12 protein-coding genes are annotated in these 16582 nt (G+C 67.2%); 7 read left to right on the top strand and 5 right to left on the bottom strand.

Annotated elements, in window-relative coordinates; genetic code table 11:
• The first annotated feature begins 242 nt into the window (after positions 1 to 242).
• The 5 genes from acs (at position 243) to ABDZ81_RS15340 (ending at position 5398) form a co-directional block, all read left to right on the top strand.
• Positions 243 to 2228 carry an acetate--CoA ligase gene (acs, locus tag ABDZ81_RS15360; protein ID WP_343774891.1) on the top strand — a complete coding sequence of 662 codons (1986 nt, stop codon included), beginning with the start codon at positions 243 to 245 and terminating at the stop codon, positions 2226 to 2228.
• 24 nt (positions 2229 to 2252) lie between these two features.
• Positions 2253 to 2717 (top strand): DUF4212 domain-containing protein, encoded by a 465-nt coding sequence (locus ABDZ81_RS15355; protein WP_343774890.1) that lies wholly within the window; start codon positions 2253 to 2255, stop codon positions 2715 to 2717.
• Entirely contained in the window at positions 2714 to 4408 is a 1695-nt protein-coding gene (locus ABDZ81_RS15350) for a VC_2705 family sodium/solute symporter (RefSeq protein WP_343774889.1), read from the top strand. The genes ABDZ81_RS15355 and ABDZ81_RS15350 overlap by 4 nt, the downstream gene beginning before the upstream one ends.
• A 2-nt stretch (positions 4409 to 4410) precedes the next feature.
• Positions 4411 to 4863 carry a universal stress protein gene (locus tag ABDZ81_RS15345; protein WP_343774888.1) on the top strand — a complete coding sequence of 151 codons (453 nt, stop codon included), beginning with the start codon at positions 4411 to 4413 and terminating at the stop codon, positions 4861 to 4863.
• Between the two features lie 127 nt (positions 4864 to 4990).
• Positions 4991 to 5398, top strand: coding sequence for a hypothetical protein (locus tag ABDZ81_RS15340; RefSeq protein ID WP_343774887.1), 408 nt, complete (start codon positions 4991 to 4993; stop codon positions 5396 to 5398).
• 160 nt (positions 5399 to 5558) lie between these two features.
• On the opposite strand, the gene ABDZ81_RS15335 is transcribed toward ABDZ81_RS15340, so the two are convergent.
• Positions 5559 to 6341, bottom strand: coding sequence for an HAD-IIA family hydrolase (locus tag ABDZ81_RS15335; RefSeq protein ID WP_343774886.1), 783 nt, complete (start codon positions 6339 to 6341; stop codon positions 5559 to 5561).
• 328 nt (positions 6342 to 6669) lie between these two features.
• Between ABDZ81_RS15335 and ABDZ81_RS15330 the strand changes: the two genes are divergently transcribed.
• A complete protein-coding gene (locus ABDZ81_RS15330) occupies positions 6670 to 9495 on the top strand; it encodes an oligosaccharyl transferase, archaeosortase A system-associated (RefSeq protein ID WP_343774885.1) in 2826 nt (941 codons plus the stop codon).
• Between the two features lie 124 nt (positions 9496 to 9619).
• A complete protein-coding gene (locus tag ABDZ81_RS15325; protein WP_343774884.1) occupies positions 9620 to 10690 on the top strand; it encodes a DUF368 domain-containing protein in 1071 nt (356 codons plus the stop codon).
• Between the two features lie 38 nt (positions 10691 to 10728).
• On the opposite strand, the gene ABDZ81_RS15320 is transcribed toward ABDZ81_RS15325, so the two are convergent.
• From ABDZ81_RS15320 to glpA, 4 genes are read right to left on the bottom strand one after another with little or no spacing between them, the layout of a single operon-like run.
• Entirely contained in the window at positions 10729 to 11883 is a 1155-nt protein-coding gene (locus ABDZ81_RS15320) for a Cdc6/Cdc18 family protein (RefSeq protein ID WP_343774883.1), read from the bottom strand.
• 17 nt (positions 11884 to 11900) lie between these two features.
• Positions 11901 to 13244, bottom strand: a complete 1344-nt coding sequence (locus ABDZ81_RS15315; protein WP_343774882.1) for an anaerobic glycerol-3-phosphate dehydrogenase subunit C — start codon at positions 13242 to 13244, stop codon at positions 11901 to 11903.
• 49 nt (positions 13245 to 13293) lie between these two features.
• Positions 13294 to 14589: a glycerol-3-phosphate dehydrogenase subunit GlpB gene (gene glpB / locus ABDZ81_RS15310; RefSeq protein ID WP_343774881.1), complete on the bottom strand. Its 1296-nt coding sequence runs from the start codon at positions 14587 to 14589 to the stop codon at positions 13294 to 13296.
• Positions 14579 to 16375, bottom strand: coding sequence for an anaerobic glycerol-3-phosphate dehydrogenase subunit GlpA (glpA, locus tag ABDZ81_RS15305; RefSeq protein WP_343774880.1), 1797 nt, complete (start codon positions 16373 to 16375; stop codon positions 14579 to 14581). Before glpA ends, glpB begins: the two co-directional genes overlap by 11 nt.
• Positions 16376 to 16582 lie beyond the last annotated feature (207 nt).

The following is a 16582-nucleotide window of genomic DNA, read 5'->3' as shown; positions in this document are numbered from 1 at the left end:
CTAGAACTGTCCTAGCTTCTTCGTCGTTCGGTCGCTCGGAGCGGCGTTCGACTGCGGCCGCGGCCCGTCGCGCCGCCGATCTGCGCGCTCGGTCGCGCTTCGGATTCGAACCCGATCTGGGCGTACAGAGCTTCATAGCGGTTTTCTTGGCCGCTGAGGGAAAACACGAGATAGATTTCCTACAGTTTAGTACAGCTAGATGCCTGATTTACCATTAACGTAGGTGATCGTTATCTCGTATCATGGGAGACGGTAGCGATCCGGACGTACAACTCGAAGCGCGACTGGTAGAACAGGACTCCTTCGAGCCGCCCGAGTCGTTCGTCGAGCAGGCGAACGTCTCGGACGACTCGATCTACGAGGAGTTCGAGGAAAACTGGCCCCAATCGTGGGAACGGGCGGCCGAGCTCCTCGACTGGGAGAGCGAGTGGGACGAGGTACTGGACGAGGAGGACGCGCCGTTCTACGAGTGGTTCGTGAACGGCGAGCTGAACGCGGCGTACAACTGCGTGGATCGCCACGTCGAGGAGGGCCGCAAGAACCAGGCGGCGATCAAGTGGGAGGGCGAACTCGGCGAGACGCGGACGTACACGTATCAGGACCTGTATCGCGAGGTCAACGAGTTCGCCGCCGCCCTCCGGGGGCTCGGCGTCGAGGAGGACGACGTCGTGACGATGCACATGCCGATGATCCCGGAGCTGCCGATTGCGATGCTGGCGTGCGCCCGCATCGGCGCGCCCCACTCGGTCGTGTTCGCGGGCTTCTCGGCGGACGCGCTCGCGACGCGCATGAACTCGGCGGACTCCGAATATCTCGTCACCTGCGACGGCTACTACCGCCGCGGCGACGCGCTCAACCATCTGGAGAAGGCCAACGAGGGGCTCGCCGGCGTCGAGCACGAGGTCGAAGACGTGGTCGTCGTCGACCGACTGGGCGAGGAGCTTCCCCACGAGCTCGACGACAACCAGCACGATTACGACGAACTGATGTCCGGCCACGAGGGCGACCGCGTCGAACCGGTGACCCGCGACGCCGAGGACATGCTGTTCCTGATGTACACCTCGGGGACGACTGGTGAGCCCAAGGGAGCCAAACACACCACCGGCGGCTACCTCTCCTACGTCGCCTGGACGGCCCAGTCGGTGCTGGACGTCAAGCCGGAGGACACGTACTGGTGTGCGGCGGACATCGGCTGGATCACGGGGCATTCGTACATCGTGTACGGGCCGCTGGCCCTGGGAACGACGACGATGATGTACGAGGGGACGCCGGATTACCCCGAGAAGGACCGGCTCTGGGAGATCGTCGAGAAGAACGCGGTCGACATCTTCTACACGGCGCCGACGGCGATCCGGGCGTTCATGAAGTGGGGCGAGGACTGGCCGGCCAGCCGCGACCTGTCGAGCCTGCGCCTGCTCGGCACCGTGGGCGAGCCGATCAACCCGCGGGCGTGGAAGTGGTACTACAAACATATCGGCGACGAGTCGTGCCCGGTCGTCGACACCTGGTGGCAGACAGAGACTGGCGGCATGATGGTCACCACCCTCCCCGGCGTCAACGAGATGAAACCCGGCTCGGCCGGCCCTGCGCTGCCCGGCATCGACGCCAAGGTGATCCACCCCGACAAGGAAGAGGTCGAGCCCGGCCAGGCCGGCCACCTCACGATCCAGAAGCCCTGGCCCGGCATGCTGCGGACGGTGTACAACAACGACGAGCGGTTCATCTCGGAGTACTGGGAGGAGTACTCCGAGCCCGACGAGGACGAGTGGATCTACTTCCCCGAGGACGGCGCCAAGATCGACGACGACGGGTTCATCACGGTGCTCGGGCGGATCGACGACGTGCTGAACGTCTCGGGTCATCGCCTCGGGACGATGGAGATCGAGTCGGCGGTCGTCGGCGTCGAGGGCGTCGCCGAAGCCGCCGTGGTCGGCGGCGACCACGAGGTGAAGGGCGAAGCCGTCTACGTCTACGCGATCACCGAGGAGGGCACCGAGGGCGGCGAGGAACTCCGCGAGCGCGTCGTCGAGGGCGTCGAGGATGCCATCGGCCCGATCGCGCGTCCGGAGAAGATCGTCTTCACGCCGGAACTGCCGAAAACGCGCTCGGGCAAGATCATGCGCCGGCTGCTCGAGGAGATCGCCAACGGCGAGGAGCTGGGCGACACGTCGACGCTGCGCAACCCCGATGTCGTCGACGACATCCAGCAGAAGGTACAGAGCGACTGACTCGACCGAACACGGCTCTCAACAATGGCAAACGAAACGACTGATCCGGACGACGACGACGAGGCGCCGCTCGCGAGCGACGGCGGCGTCGCGACGCAGGCCGCACAGGACCACGAACGAACCGACTACCTCAGCAGCGAGGTGAACCTGCTCAACCCGAGCACGCCGTTCATGCGCGATCACCTCAAGATCGTCTGGACGGGCTTCGTCATCTGGGCCGTCGTCGTCTTCGGCCCGGTGACGCTGACGCGGCTCGCACCCGGCGTCATGACGACGGAGATGCCGGTGCTCGGCTTCCCGCTGCACTACTTCCTGGTCGCGTTCGGCGCGCCGACCGGCGCGCTGATCCTCTCGCTGTGGTACGCGCGCAAGCGCGACGCCCTTGACGAGAAGTACGGCATCGACCACGCGACGGTCGAAGAGGCGAGCGACGAACCGGTTGCGGCCGCCGACGGCGGCGTCACGTCTGAGGGAGGTGTCGACGAATGACGGTCCCGACCGCAGTCCTCCAGTCCGGGATACTCCCGGAGGGGCTTGACGTCTCGTTCAAACTGCTCCCGGCGATCATCGTTCTCGGAATGCTGTTGCTGTTCCTGGCAATCGGCTTCGTCTTCCGGGTGGCGGATACCGAGAACATGTGGGTCGCGGGCCGCTCGATCGGCAACGTCGAGAACGGGATGGCGATCGGCGCCAACTGGATGTCGGCGGCGTCCTATCTCGGAATGGCGTCGCTGATCGCGCTGTCGGGCTTCTACGGCCTGGCGTTCGTCGTCGGCTGGACGACGGGTTACTTCATCCTGCTGATCTTCATGGCGGCGCAGCTGCGTCGATTCGGGAAGTACACGGCACCGGATTTCGTCGGCGACCGCTTCAACTCCGACGGCGCCCGGGCCATCGCGGCGGTCACGACGTTTCTGATCGGGTTCGTCTACGCCATCGGCCAGGCCCGCGGCATGGGGCTGGTCGGGCTGTACATCTTCGGCGACATCGGCATCCCCGGGCTCTCGGGCTACCAGTCGATGGTCGTGTTCATGATGGCGATCACGGTCGGGTACTTGACGATATCGGGGATGCTGGGCGCGACCAAGAACATGGCCGTCCAGTACGTCATCCTCATCGTCGCGTTCCTCGTCGGCCTGCTCCTTACGGGGCTCTCGCAGGGGTACTCGACGGTACTTCCACAGCTTGAGTACGGGATGCTGATCAGCGAACTCAGCAGCGAGTTCAGCGAGCCGTTCGTCAACGAACCGTATTACCTCTGGATCGCGACGTGCTTCTCGCTGGTCGTCGGGACCTGCGGGTTACCACACGTTCTGGTGCGGTTCTACACGGTCGAGAGCGAGCGGACCGCGCGCTGGTCGACCGTGTGGGGACTGTTCTTCATCTGCCTGCTGTACTGGAGCGCCCCGGCGTTCGCGGCGTTCGGCACCGACCTCTACGCCCAGAACATCGGACAGGTCTACCCCGGCGGCGGTGAGCCGGGGATGACCAGTGCGGCCGGGGACGTCATCGTCGTGCTGGCCGCCCAGCTCGCGAACCTTCCCCAGTGGCTCGTCGGGCTCGTCGCCGCTGGCGGTATCGCCGCTGCGATCGCGACGACCGCGGGCCTGTTCATCGCGGGCTCGTCGGCGATCTCCCACGACATCTACACGAACATCATCAACCCCGAGGCCACCCAGCGCCAGCAGGTGCTGGTCGGCCGCCTGAGCATCATCGCGCTCGGCGTCATCACGACGCTGGCCGCGCTCGACCCCGCGGCGCCGATCGCCGCGCTGGTGTCGTACGCGTTCTCGCTGGCCGGCGCGGTGCTGTTCCCGATGTTCTTCCTCGGCATGTGGTGGGAGAACACGAACCGCCCCGGCGCGCTCGCCGGGATGTCCACCGGCCTGATCATCTGGACGATTCCGATGATCAACGAGGTGCTGCCGAACTACCTCGGCGGCGTCGAGGGGCCGTTCTCCGACGCGCTGGCGACGTGGGTGCCCGCGATCGGCTCCGCGCTGATCGCCGTCCCCGTCGTGTTCGCCGTCACCATCGCCGTCTCGCTGGTGACCGACGAGCCCGACATGGAGACCAAGCGCGTCGTCCGACAGTGTCACAGCCCCGAACCGATGGGCCAGCACCGAACGGCCGAAGACGTCGTGGCGACCGACGGCGGTGACGCGCCCGCGGACGACTAACAATGTACGAGAAAATCCTCATTCCGACCGACGGAAGCGACACCGCCGAAGTGGCCGTCGAGCACGCGCTCGACCTCGCCGAGACGTACGGCGCCGAACTGCACACGCTGTACGTCGTCGACACGGACTCGATGAGCCTGAGTCTCGGCCCCGAACAGCTCGATCGCATCGAGCAGGGCAACTGGGGCGAGATGGACGAGGTCCGAGAGCGAGCGGAGGGCGCGACTCGTGTCGTGGCCGACAGGGGCCGCGAGCGCGGCATCGACGTCGTCGAGCACGTCGCCTCGGGGCGTCCTCACTCGGTGATCGAGGAGTACGCCGAGGACCACGACGTCGACCTCGTCGTGATGGGATCCCACGGGCGCTCGGGCATCCGCCGCGCGCTGCTCGGCAGCGTCACCGAGCGGACGCTGCGATCGACGGATATCCCGGTGCTCGTCGTCGACGCACAGTAGGTTCGGGATCCCGACGACTCGGATCGATTTTTGTTGACTCATTGAAACCGTCGGCGGCCGATGCGGTCGGATGACTGATCGTTAGGTGCAGGAAACATACTTACTGATGCTGGGCGTGGCCCGAGATGTGCAACGCCGCCAAGTTCTCCTCGGCGCGACCGCTACGTTATCCGGCTTCACTGGCTGTATCGGCTCGTTCACGTCTGACGGCACCCTGAGAGAAGTGAACGTCGAACTCCGGAATACGGATGATAGAGCACGGACGTTCCACCTTGCGCTTGAGACCGAAACTGGTGTGCTCGACTGGGAATCACACCACATCGACGCGGGCGTTGACAAGCGAGTGACGATGGCGCCGAATGAAAACGTCTCTCCCGTCGCGTTACACGGAGCCGTCGGTGATTTCGCAGCAAGCGCTGACATTTTAGGCGTTGACGACCTTGACGAGGACTACTGTCTCCGGTTTCATTTCTGGTATGCACACCCCAGCGACGAGCGCCCGCAGATGGCGCAGGTCGCTGACATTGAATGCTGACCATGAGCACGTTCTGCCGATAGATTCGCACAGCTACCGAACGTTGATTCAGTTATAAGATAGACAAATCCTGATTCTAGCGACGCTGCAGTGAGCACACATCCTCGTCACGCGGCCAGCACGTCACTTCCGCGCAGCGAGCGCGACCACAGCCCCAGCGTCACAGCAGCTCCTCGACATCGGCGATCGACTCCAAGATGTGATCCGGCGTCACGTCGGACGCCGCCGCGGCATCGCGATCGGTCACGCCGGTCAGCACCAGCGCGGTCGTCATCCCCGCCCGCTCGCCCATCGCGATATCCGTGTCGAGCCGATCGCCGACGACGAGCACCGATTCGGCGGGGACGCCGAGCCGATCCAGCGCGGCCTCGATCGCGACGTCAGATGGCTTGCCCAGGATCCGGTCGGGCTCGCGACCGGTCGCCGCCGAGATCGCTCCGAGGATGGCGCCCGATCCGGGGACGAGATGATCCTCGACCGGGATCGTCACGTCGGGATCGGTGCCGAGGAAGTCGACGCCGTCGCCGTCGAGCGCCCACAGCGCGTCGGTGAGCCGATCGTAGTCGAACTTGCGGTCGATCGACCCGACGACGGCGTCGGCTTCGTCGGGATCGGCGCCGAGGGCGAGGTCGCGCTCGCGCAGCAGCTCCACCAGTCCGGGCTCGCCGATCACCAGCAGATCGTCGTCCGCGTGGCGGTCGGCGAGGTACTCGGCGGTGACGGTCGCCGCCGTCAGGAACCGATCCGGCTCGATCTCGATGCCGTGGCTGCCGAGGCGCTCGGCGTAGTGGTCCTGGCGCTTGTTCGGGTTGTTCGAGAACAGGAGCAACTCCAGCCCGGCGTCGCGAAGCGCGGCGACGGCGTCGCTCGCGCCTGGGATCGACCGGTCGCCGAGCACGATCGTCCCGTCGACGTCGAGAATCGCACCGCGGAACTCGCTCATAGGTCCCCTTCCGTCGCGATCCCGATAACAGTCCGGGCGAGTCACCGGAACCGCCATCCGCGGTATCGACCCCCCACGCATCTCCTTCGCGCCCGCGCCGTGCGTGCCTGAAACGCACCGCCAGGTCGCCAGTTCGCTGCAAATACTACTGTCGTACGGGCCGATAATCTCGGAGCATCTAGTCCGGGCCTCTCAGGCCGATAGCTCGTTTTCGATACTCTCGGTGCCGCTATCGGCTGATATCGTGTACGACGGCCGTACAACGCTCTGCACCGAGGCCGTACAGAGATGACAAGGCTTATTCTCCGTATGGGACTCGGTCTTGGTGATGAGTACGGACACGGAACAGGTCGACGTGGAGTCCTCGGAGTCCATCGTCGATCTCGCGCAGCGCTGGTACCACGTCCCGGCGCTGGCTGTGATGATGCTGTACATGTTGTGGGTGCGGTTCCAGTCGTACGACTCGGTCGTCCGGGACGGCACGGTGTACTTCATTGGAAACGACGCCTACTACCACCACCGCGAGACGATGTTCGCGGTCGAAAACTGGCTGTCGACGATGCCGTTCGACCCGTGGACCCAGTTTCCCTTCGGGACGAGCACCGGACAGTTCGGCACGCTGTTCGACCAGCTCATCGCCGCCGGGATCCTGATTCTGGGGCTGGGGTCGCCCGGCGACCGGCAGGCGGATATCCTCTTTGCCGTCGCCCCGGCGGTGTTCGGGATGCTCTGTGCGGTGCCGGTGTACTACATCGGCAAGCGCCTGAGCGACCGGCTGGGCGGCCTGTTCGGCGTCCTCGTACTGGCGCTGTTACCTGGGCAGTTCCTGCTGCGCTCGGTCGTCGGGTTCACGGACCACCACGTCGGCGAGGTGCTGTTCCAGTCGATCGCCGTGCTGGCGATGATGGTCGCGCTGACGGTCGCCGAGCGCGAGAAGCCGGTGTTCGAGCAGTTCCGAGACGGCGACTGGAGCGGGCTGCGCGGGACGCTCAAGTGGAGCGCGCTCGCCGGCCTCGCGCTGGCGCTGTATCTCTGGACGTGGCCGCCCGGCGTCGTGCTGGTCGGCATCTTCGGCGCCTTCTTCGCGATCGCGCTCACGGTCGACGTGCTCCACGGTCGCAGTCCCGAGCACGTGGCGATCGTCGGGGCGATCAGCCTGACCGTCGGCGCCGTGCTCGTGCTGCCGACGGTCGATCAGTTCGGGTTCACCGGCCCGACCACGATGTCGCTGCTCCACGTCGGGCTCGCGCTCACAGTGGCAGTGGGCTGCGTGTTCCTCGCCTGGCTCGCTCGCGTCTGGGAGCGACAGGATCGCGATGCCCAGTCGTACCCGGTCGCGGTTGGCGCGATCGGCGCGGGCGCGATCGTCGTCGGAATGCTGGTCGTTCCGGACGTGATGGGTACGATCTGGTCGCAGATGGAACGTTCCCTGCTAATGGGTCAGTCCGACGCCGCCCTCACTATTCAGGAGGCCCAGACGACGCTCGAGCAACGGGGCGGTCTGATGACCTTCATGTTCCGGAACTACGGGTTCACCTATCTGGCGGCCATCGTCGGCTTCGGGTGGCTCGTGCTGGGATCAGTGTCGATGCCCGACCGCTACCGCTCCGAGCACATGCTCGTCGCGGTCTGGACCGTCTTCGTCACCCTGATGGCGCTCTCGCAGGTTCGATTCCACTACTACCTCGCCGTCGTCGTGGCGGTGCTCAACGCCGTCGCGCTCAGCGGCGTGATGAATCTCCTGGGCGTCCCATCGTTCGACCGCGTGAAAGAGGTCGAGGCGTATCAGGTTATGGCGGTCGCGGCCGCGATCGTCCTGATCGTCTTCCCGCTCGCGGTTTCGTTCGGCGCTGGCGGCGCCACGGCCTACCAGCAGGCCAACGCCCGCGGTCCCGGCGATGTGACGACCTGGGGTGACAGCCTCGAGTGGATGAACGACAACACCCCCGAACCCGGGACGTACGGGGGCGAGGACGAGGAGTTCGCGTACTACGGTAGCTACTCCGAGACGAACGACTACGACTACCCCGCGGGCACCTACGGCGTCATGTCGTGGTGGGACTACGGCCACTGGATCACCGTCGAAGGCGAACGGCCTGCGGTCGCTAACCCGTTCCAGCAGGGCGCCCGCACCGCGAGCGGGTTCTTCCAGGCCCAGTCCGAGGAACGCGCGAACCTGCTGCTCGATGCCCTGCCCGCCTCGCAGGACACCGACGAGCGGATCGCGGAGATGGAAACCGACGAGCTCCGCGAGGTTGCAAACAGCGCTAACACCCAGCAGGAAGGCGAGGACACCCGTTACGTGATGATTGACGACGAGATGGCCGGTCAGAAGTTCTGGGCGATCAACCAATGGACCTCGCCCCCGAGCGTAGACGGGAGGGTACGGCCCGGGAGCGAGCAGTATCGGGACTCGATGATGAATCAGCTGTACTTCCAGGACGCCAATGGCCTGAGCAACTACCGGCTCGTCCACGAGAACGAGCGATTCTCGGCGGTCGGGTCGCTGCCGACGGGAAGTAACAGGCAGGTATGGACGTCTAGAGGTCTCCGCGGGCAGGGATGGAATCAGACGACTCAAACCCGGATCCAGATTCAACGAGCCGGCTTGCGCGCGAGTGTCGAATCCACGGTCAAGACCTACGAGCGCGTCGACGGCGCCACCTTGACCGGCGAGGCCGAGCCGAACCAGACCGTCGTCGCCGCGGTCGAACTGGAGACCAACGCCAACCGGCCGTTCCTGTACGCCCAGGAGGTCCAGACGGGCGAGGACGGCTCGTTCTCGGTCACCGTTCCGTACGCGACCAACGACGAACTCGGTCCCGCCGACGGCTACACCGACAGCGCGGTGAACGCGACCACCGACTACACGATCGTGGCCGGCGACGACGTCTCGCGATCCGACTACCAGCGCGACGGCTGGAACCCGAACGCCAGCATCTCCTCCGAGGGGACGACGGCCGTGTCCGAGAGCACGGTTATCGACGGCGAGTCCGTCGACGTCGAGATGGGCGAGTACGACGGCGGGAACGCCAGCGACGGCGGAAACACGTCCGACGGAACCGACGACGGCGCTCAGACCGACACGGACGACTCCCAGACCACCGACGGGAACACCTCCGCGCGTCTCGCTCCGGTCGCCGCTCGGCCCTGACGTGATCGAGTAACCCTTTCTGCGAACGCGATTCCCCGACTTCTGCTTTGCCGCGAGATTCCGGGATCGAAGCGACGCCGTCGACAGGAACGGTTTTGAGGCCGCTCGCTCAACACCGAGACAGATGCGACGCTGGATATCGGTCTACCTCAAGGGTATTTTCATGGGGACCGCGGACACGGTCCCGGGGGTGTCGGGCGGCACGATCGCGCTCATCACCGGTATCTACGAGCGCCTCGTCACCGCGATCACGAACGTCGACCCGCGCCTCGCGAAGCACGCGCTGCGGCCGCACGACGCCGACGCGCGGGCGGAACTCGCCGACGGACTCCGTCGGATGGATATCGGCTTCCTGCTCGCGCTCGGCGGCGGCATCGCGACCGCGATCGTCGCCGTCTCGCAGGTCGTCGGGACGCTCGCGGAGTCGTACCCGGGACTGCTGGCGGCCTTTTTCGTCGGCCTGATCGGCGCGTCGGCGATCGTGCTCGGCAGGCAGGTGTCGCTCGAGGATCCTCGGACGAAACTCGTCGCGGCCGTCGGCGTCGCGCTCGCGGGAAGCATGGTGTTTCTCGGCGACGGAGCGGCGCCTCACGCGCTGCCGCTGATCTTCCTCTCGGGGATGATCGCGGTGAGCGCGACGATCCTCCCCGGCGTCTCGGGGGCGTTCTTCTTGCTGGTGCTCGGGCAGTACTACTACATGCTCGACGCGCTCACGACGTTTCTCGGCGACCTCGTCGGGCTGGCGTCCGGCGGCAGCGTCGACGCCGTCGTCGACTCCGGCGTCGTCGTGGTCACCTTCCTGACGGGGGCGGCCGTCGGCGTCCTCTCGATCGCCCACGCGGTGAAGTGGGCGCTGGAGCACCATCGCGAGCGGACGCTGGCCTTTCTCGTGGCGCTGATGGTCGGCGGCGTTCTCGTCCCGCTTCGCAACGCGACGGTCGAGCTCGCGGACGCGAGCGCAGGTCCGCTCGCGGCGCGTATCGCCGCGGTGGGAATACCGGAATCGATCGCTGCGAGCGCGCTGGCGGGCGGCGCCGCCGCGCTGACGGCCGTCGCGGGCGCGGTTGCGGTGCTGGCGCTGGATCGGTACACCGACGATCTGGAGTACGCCGACGGGGACGACGCGCAGAGCGACGGCGCTGCTGGCTCTCGAAGCGGGCGCTCGTCGCCCGTCGACGCCGCGTCAGAGGAGTAGGGAAACGCTGTCTCCGAGAAGTAGAGCGGTGCCCAAAGTTACAGTCGTGCCCGCCGCTCGAGTCGCTCGAAGACGAGCGTCGGGAACCGAGGTCGAACCCGCGTGGGCTGTCGACCGTTGCTGTCCCTGTCCTCGATCGCTTCTCGGGTTAGCAGCCCGTCTTCCGCGAGTTCGTACAGATATCGCTGGACCGTGCTCGGGGAGAGGTCGGTCCGTTCGCCGACCGCTGCCGCGGCGTCGCTGATCGGCTGTCGGTGGCCGTCGGTCGCGAGCAACTCGGCGAGCACCGTCCGTCGGTTTTCCGGCAGCGAGAGCACGCGACCGATCTGGACGCAGTCGTCCGGGACGGCGTCGATCCCCGCGTCGACGTCCGACTCGCGGAGTCGCCCGGCGTCGTCGCGCTGGGCGGAGATCGCCGCGCCGAACAGCGCCGCCAGCGCGTCGTGAGCGTCGCCGTCGGCCCAGTCGGCGATCCGACGCGCCTGGTCGTGGCTCACCGCGCCGCTGCTCAGACCGTAGGACGCCCGCTCGGTGAGCAGGTCGACCAGCGCGTGCGGACGGTAGGACGGCACCTTGACGGTGCGGCCGCTCCACTCGGGCAGGGGCTCCTCGGCGACCATCACCAGGGAGGTCCCCGCGGCGACCGGCTCCAGCAGCGACCGGACGTGGGCGACGTCGTCGTCGGTCTCGGAGAGGTGGTCGACGGCGACGACGACCGCGCCCGCCCGCTCCGCGACGGCGTCGTCCAGCCGCTCGCGGAGCTCGTCGGTGCCGACGCCGCGCCGCGGGACGGGATTGGGCGAGATCGATTCGAGGATCGCGTGGTAGTACTGAAAATCGCTGTCGGCTCGGCGCGCGTCGACGTAGGCGAACTGGGCCCGCGCGACCGCGGCGGTGCCGCGCGTCGACGTCCAGATCGCGTCCTCGTTGCGGCCGAGACTCTCGTTGAGCTGGGAGCACAGTGCGGTCAACACCGCCGACTTTCCGGCGCCGCTCGGCCCGTAGACGGCGACATCCTCGGGGCTCTCGCCGTCGAACACCGGCCCGAGCGCGTCGAGCACCTGTTCGAGGACCGAGCCGCGGCCGACCGGCTCGGGGAGGTGTACCGCCGGGTTCAGCGCGCTCTCGTCGACGATGAAGCCGTCGCCGCCGGGGGTCTCCATCCGCCGGGCGATGCGCTCGCTCAGATCCATCTGGAGGGAAGTTGTGATTAGGCCGATGATGTGTCTTCCGAGACGAGCGCGGCCTCGAGCACTTCGAGCGGGTGGCGGATCTCGTAGCCGGTGCCGTGGCCCATCTGCATCGCGCAGGTCGGACACTCGGTCATGCCGACGTCGCCCTCGGCGTCCTCCATGTGCTCGAACATCTCCTCGCCGATCTCCATCGAGAGGTCGTACTTCTCGGCCTTCCAACCGTACGTACCGGAGATTCCGGAACAGGAGTCGCCGACGTCCTCGGCCTCGACGCCGTCGATCCGGTCGACGACCTCGATGGCCTGTCCGTCGAGGCCCTGGTTGCGGGCGTGACACGGCGCGTGGTACGCCAGGTCGGGGAAGTCCACCTCGCTACCGTCGAGTTCGCCCTCCAGGTCCTCGTGGATCCGCAGGTACTCCAGGGCCTCGTAGGTGTGCTCTGAGACGTCCTCGATCCCGTGGATGTCGAACAGTTCGGGGTACTCCTGGCGCAGCGACAGCGAACAGGAGGTACAGGAGGCGATCACGTCGGCGCCCTCGCCGATCGCCGCGACGAGGTTCTCGACGTTCGTCTCGGCGTGACGCCGCGCGTCGTCGAGCATTCCGTTGGCGAACATCGGCGTCCCCGAGCAGCCCTGGTCGGGCACCATGACCTCGTAGCCGAACTCCTCGAACACTTCCACCATCGCCTTCCCAACTTCGGGCGTGTTGTAGTTGGAGTAGCAGCCGTGGAAGTACGCCACGCGCTTGTCGGGATTCTCGACCTGCGCGCCGCCCCGCTCTACCCACCACTCGCGGAACGTCTGCTCGGCGAACTCGGGGAAGTCCCGCTCGGCCGTGACGCCGAGCGTCTTCTCCATCACCCACCGGGCGGGGCCGAAGTTCATCATGAAGTTCGAGAGGCGCGGCACCTTCGACGCCAGCCAGGCCGACGTGCGGTAGTTCGAGAGAATCCGATTCCGGATGTACTCCGGCGAGAGCTTGTCCATCTGATTCTCCACGAACGAGCCTCTCGCGGTGTTGTGCATCTGGCTCAGGGGCACCTCGGAGGGGCAGGCGCTGTCGCAGCGCATGCAGTTCGAGCACTTCATCACCGAGTCGTCGATGTCGTGGTCGTCCTTGCGCTTGAGGCGCCACTGCTCGGGGCCCTGGAACTTCGGCCCGGGGAAGTCGTCGTCGACCTCTGCGACCGGGCAGTTCGTGTCGCAGGTCGAGCACTTGTAGCAGTCGTCCGAGCCGGGCCGGAGGTCCATGTCCTCGGACTCGGGGAACACCTGTACCGGTTCGAACTCGTCGTCGCCGGTGGCGGCTGGCGAGTCGTCCGTCACGTCGTAGTCGTCGGGGGTTTCGGCGTCACTCATTGGAGATCACTTCGGGGTCCGGTTGGTCGCAGCCCGCAGTCGGTCAGTTTCACGCGCGCTCACCCGCTCCGGTGCCGGCCGCGTAGCCGGTCGCCAGCGAGACGCCGGAGCCGGACTTCTCGGCCGCGAAGTCGTAGCCGCCGACGACGGCGCCGGCGGCCCGCAGGTTCTCGTAGGCCGGTTCGTCGTCGGCGTCCAGCGGCCGCGTTTCGCGGTCGACGGGGACGCCGAACCGGGCGAAGGGGTGGTCGTCGAACGCCCCCTCCTCGAACCAGTCGTAGCGGTCCTCGGGCTGGGGGATCGGCAGGTCGAAGATCGGCTCGTAGACGCGCTCGCGGTCGGACCGGATGCCTTTCCCGACGAGCCCGCCGGTCGCGAGCACGTACTGCTCGGCGCGGTAGGGCACGCGAGTCGCGGTGTGTTCGGCGATAACGCGATCGACGCGGTCGCCGTCGGCCTCGACGTCGACGACGGGGTTGCCGGTCTCGACGTGGACGCCGGCATCTTCCAGCGCCTCGAACAGCATGTCCGAGAGGCGCATCCCGGGGAGGCTCGGCGGCCCCATCGGCACCTCGAACACGTCGGCGCCCAGCGAGTCCGCGAGGTCGGCCCGCACCCCGGCCGGCTCGGCGTCGCCCAGAATCGCCGGGAAGCCGACGCGCTCGTGGCCGCCCAGGTGGGCCTTGACGCGCTCGGCGAGCGCCTCGCGGGCGGGGCGGGACTGCCCGTCGACCTCGATCTCGTCGTTCTGATCGAGGAGGTGGGCGTACCGCGTCAGCTTGGCGTCGTCGCGCAGGTCGCCGGGGAACCGCAGTGTCGCGCCGCGAACGTCGAAGGGGACGCCCGCCGCGCGCAGGTGGTCGGCCGCCACGTCGGCGTCGAAGCCGGTCACCGCGTCGAACCCGACGAGGAAGGCGTCGCGCTCGTCGCTCGCCAGTCCCGCGGCGGCGCCGGCGGGATACCGCGCCGTGGGCTTGACCGTCCCGCCGTGAGTCGGCACGAGCGCGTTGCGGTCGGTGTGGCCGCCGGCGTACGCGTCGCCGACGGCGTCGTCGAACAGGTCGAGTCCGCCGCGGACCGCCTCCTCGCCGACGCGCTCGTAGGGGTGGCCCTCTGGCACGGCGTCGAGCGCCCCGAACGGGTCGCTGATCGGCGCCGTCCGGCTCTCGTCGTCCGCGCCCTCCGGGTGGTAGCCGAGCACGTCGATCAGCCCGCTGGCCTGCCGGAGCGTGCTCTGCTTGTGGGCGATCAGGCGAACGCGCGCGCCCGTCTCGCGGGCGGCGAGCGCGGACGCCACGGCGGCGACGCCGCCGCCGATCACCAGCACGTCGTCCTCAATTGCCATGGTCGCCTCCGTCGGGACGGTCGGCGTCCGTTCGCGATCCGGCTGATCGCTCACCGCCGTCCGTCGCGCGCACCCCGCTGTCGAACGTCCCCTCGTCGCTCGACTCGGTCGCGCCCGGCCGCCCGTCGTCGAACGCCGAGAAGTCGACCGACTCGCCGGTGCGGGCGGGGTCGCCGTCGGCGTTGATCGTCGTGGCGTGCAGGGCGTAGTTGAGCATCGCCTGGGAGAGCTGTTCGCCCCACAGCGCGTGGCGCTCGCCCTTCCAGCGTTCCTGGAACAGCTCGTCGTAGGCGTCTCTGACTGCCTGCTCGTCGTACTCCGGCGAGAGCTCCTGGGCCATCCCGAGACAGCAAAAGCCGCCCTGGCAGTTGCCCATCGACGCGCGCGTCCTGATCCGGACGGCGTTGAGGTCCGTGCCGGACTGGTCGATGGCGTCCTGTATCTCCGCGCGGGTCACGGACTCGCAGTCACAGATCACCGGGTTTGCCTCGTTCGTGTCGAGCACATCTTCTGCGCGGCTGCCGAGCCGCTGGGTGCTGCGCCGGGCGACCGGCGAGCGCAGACCGAACCGGTCCATCGCCTCGTCGAGCGCCATCTCGTCCTCGCTTCCGGGAAGCGGTTCCTCGGCCGTGCGACAGCGGGCTCGGACGCCGAGCTTCTCGCAGACGTGATCGGAGATCTGCTCGGCCATCATCCGGTAGGTGGTGAACTTCCCGCCGACGATAGAGGACATCCCCGGCAGGTCGTCGCGCTCGTCGTGGTCCAGCAGGAAGAAATCGCGCGTGATGTCGGTCGGGTCCTCGGTGCCGGTGCCCGGCGGCTCGTACAGCGGCCGGACGCCCCAGAACGAGCGCACGGTCCGGGCCTCCGAGAGGATCGGCACCAGCTCGGTCAGCGTGTCGATCATCATGTCGACCTCCCACTGCTCCTCGGGGTAGTCCTCGGGGTCCTCGACCTCCTCGTCGGTCGTCCCGAGGATCGCGGTCGTCTCGTGGGGGACGACGATGTCGGCGTCGCCCTTCGGTCGGCAGCGGTTGATCACCGTGTCGACCTGCCGGGCGTTCATCACGACCATCACGCCCTTCGAGGGGCGGACCTCGACGTCGACGCCGGCCATCTCCCCCAGCTGGCCGGCCCACGCGCCCGTCGCGTTGACGACGTACTCGGCGTGAATCTCCTCGGTCGAGCCGGGCGTCGCGTGCTCGCGCTTGCCCGGGCCGCTGTCGTGGCGGACCTCGACGCCGGCGACCGCGCCGTCCTCGACGAGCACGTCGGTCACCTCGGCGTGGGTCTCGACGCGCCCGCCGTGGTTTTCGGCGCTGACGGCGTTGGCGACGCAGAGGCGGAACGGGTCGATCGCGCCGTCGGGGACGTGGATCGCGCGCTTGACGTCCTTCGCGAGGTACGGCTCGACCTCGCGGGCTTCCTCCGCCGAGAGAACCTCGGCGGGGATGCCACACTCCCGGCAGCCCTCCAGCTTCTCGCGGAAGTACTCGTCGTCGTCCTCCGGTCGCTGGACGAACAGCCCGCCCGTCATCTCGACGCAGTGGCTCGCGATGTCCCTGAGCACCCGGTTTTCCTCGATACACTCCTCGGCGCTGGCCTGGTCCGACACGGCGTACCGCCCGCCGCTGTGGAGCAGCCCGTGCATGCGCCCCGTCGTCCCGTGGGTGAGGTTCCCCTTTTCGACGAGGACGACGTCGACCCCCCGCATCGCCAGATCCCTGGCGATGCCGGTGCCGGTCGAACCGCCCCCGACGACCACGACCTCGGTACTCGTTGGCATTCGTCTGGTGAATCGTAGCGCGCCGGCCACTTTACTTTACCGCTATTCCGAGCTATTTGGTAAAGAACTCGTTCGAGAGTACAAACGAATCCGACTTCGGCGCTATTTTAAATTCTATTGCGTTACGGGATCCGAAACGAAGCCGTTTTAGGAAACATTTATAATGAATGTGGCTTATGTTTACTGACAACGCGCCACCGTCGGTAA

It is taken from the genome of Natronoarchaeum mannanilyticum (assembly GCF_039522665.1).
Taxonomy (GTDB): domain Archaea; phylum Halobacteriota; class Halobacteria; order Halobacteriales; family Natronoarchaeaceae; genus Natronoarchaeum; species Natronoarchaeum mannanilyticum.
This window is presented reverse-complemented; position numbering and strand designations above follow the sequence as displayed.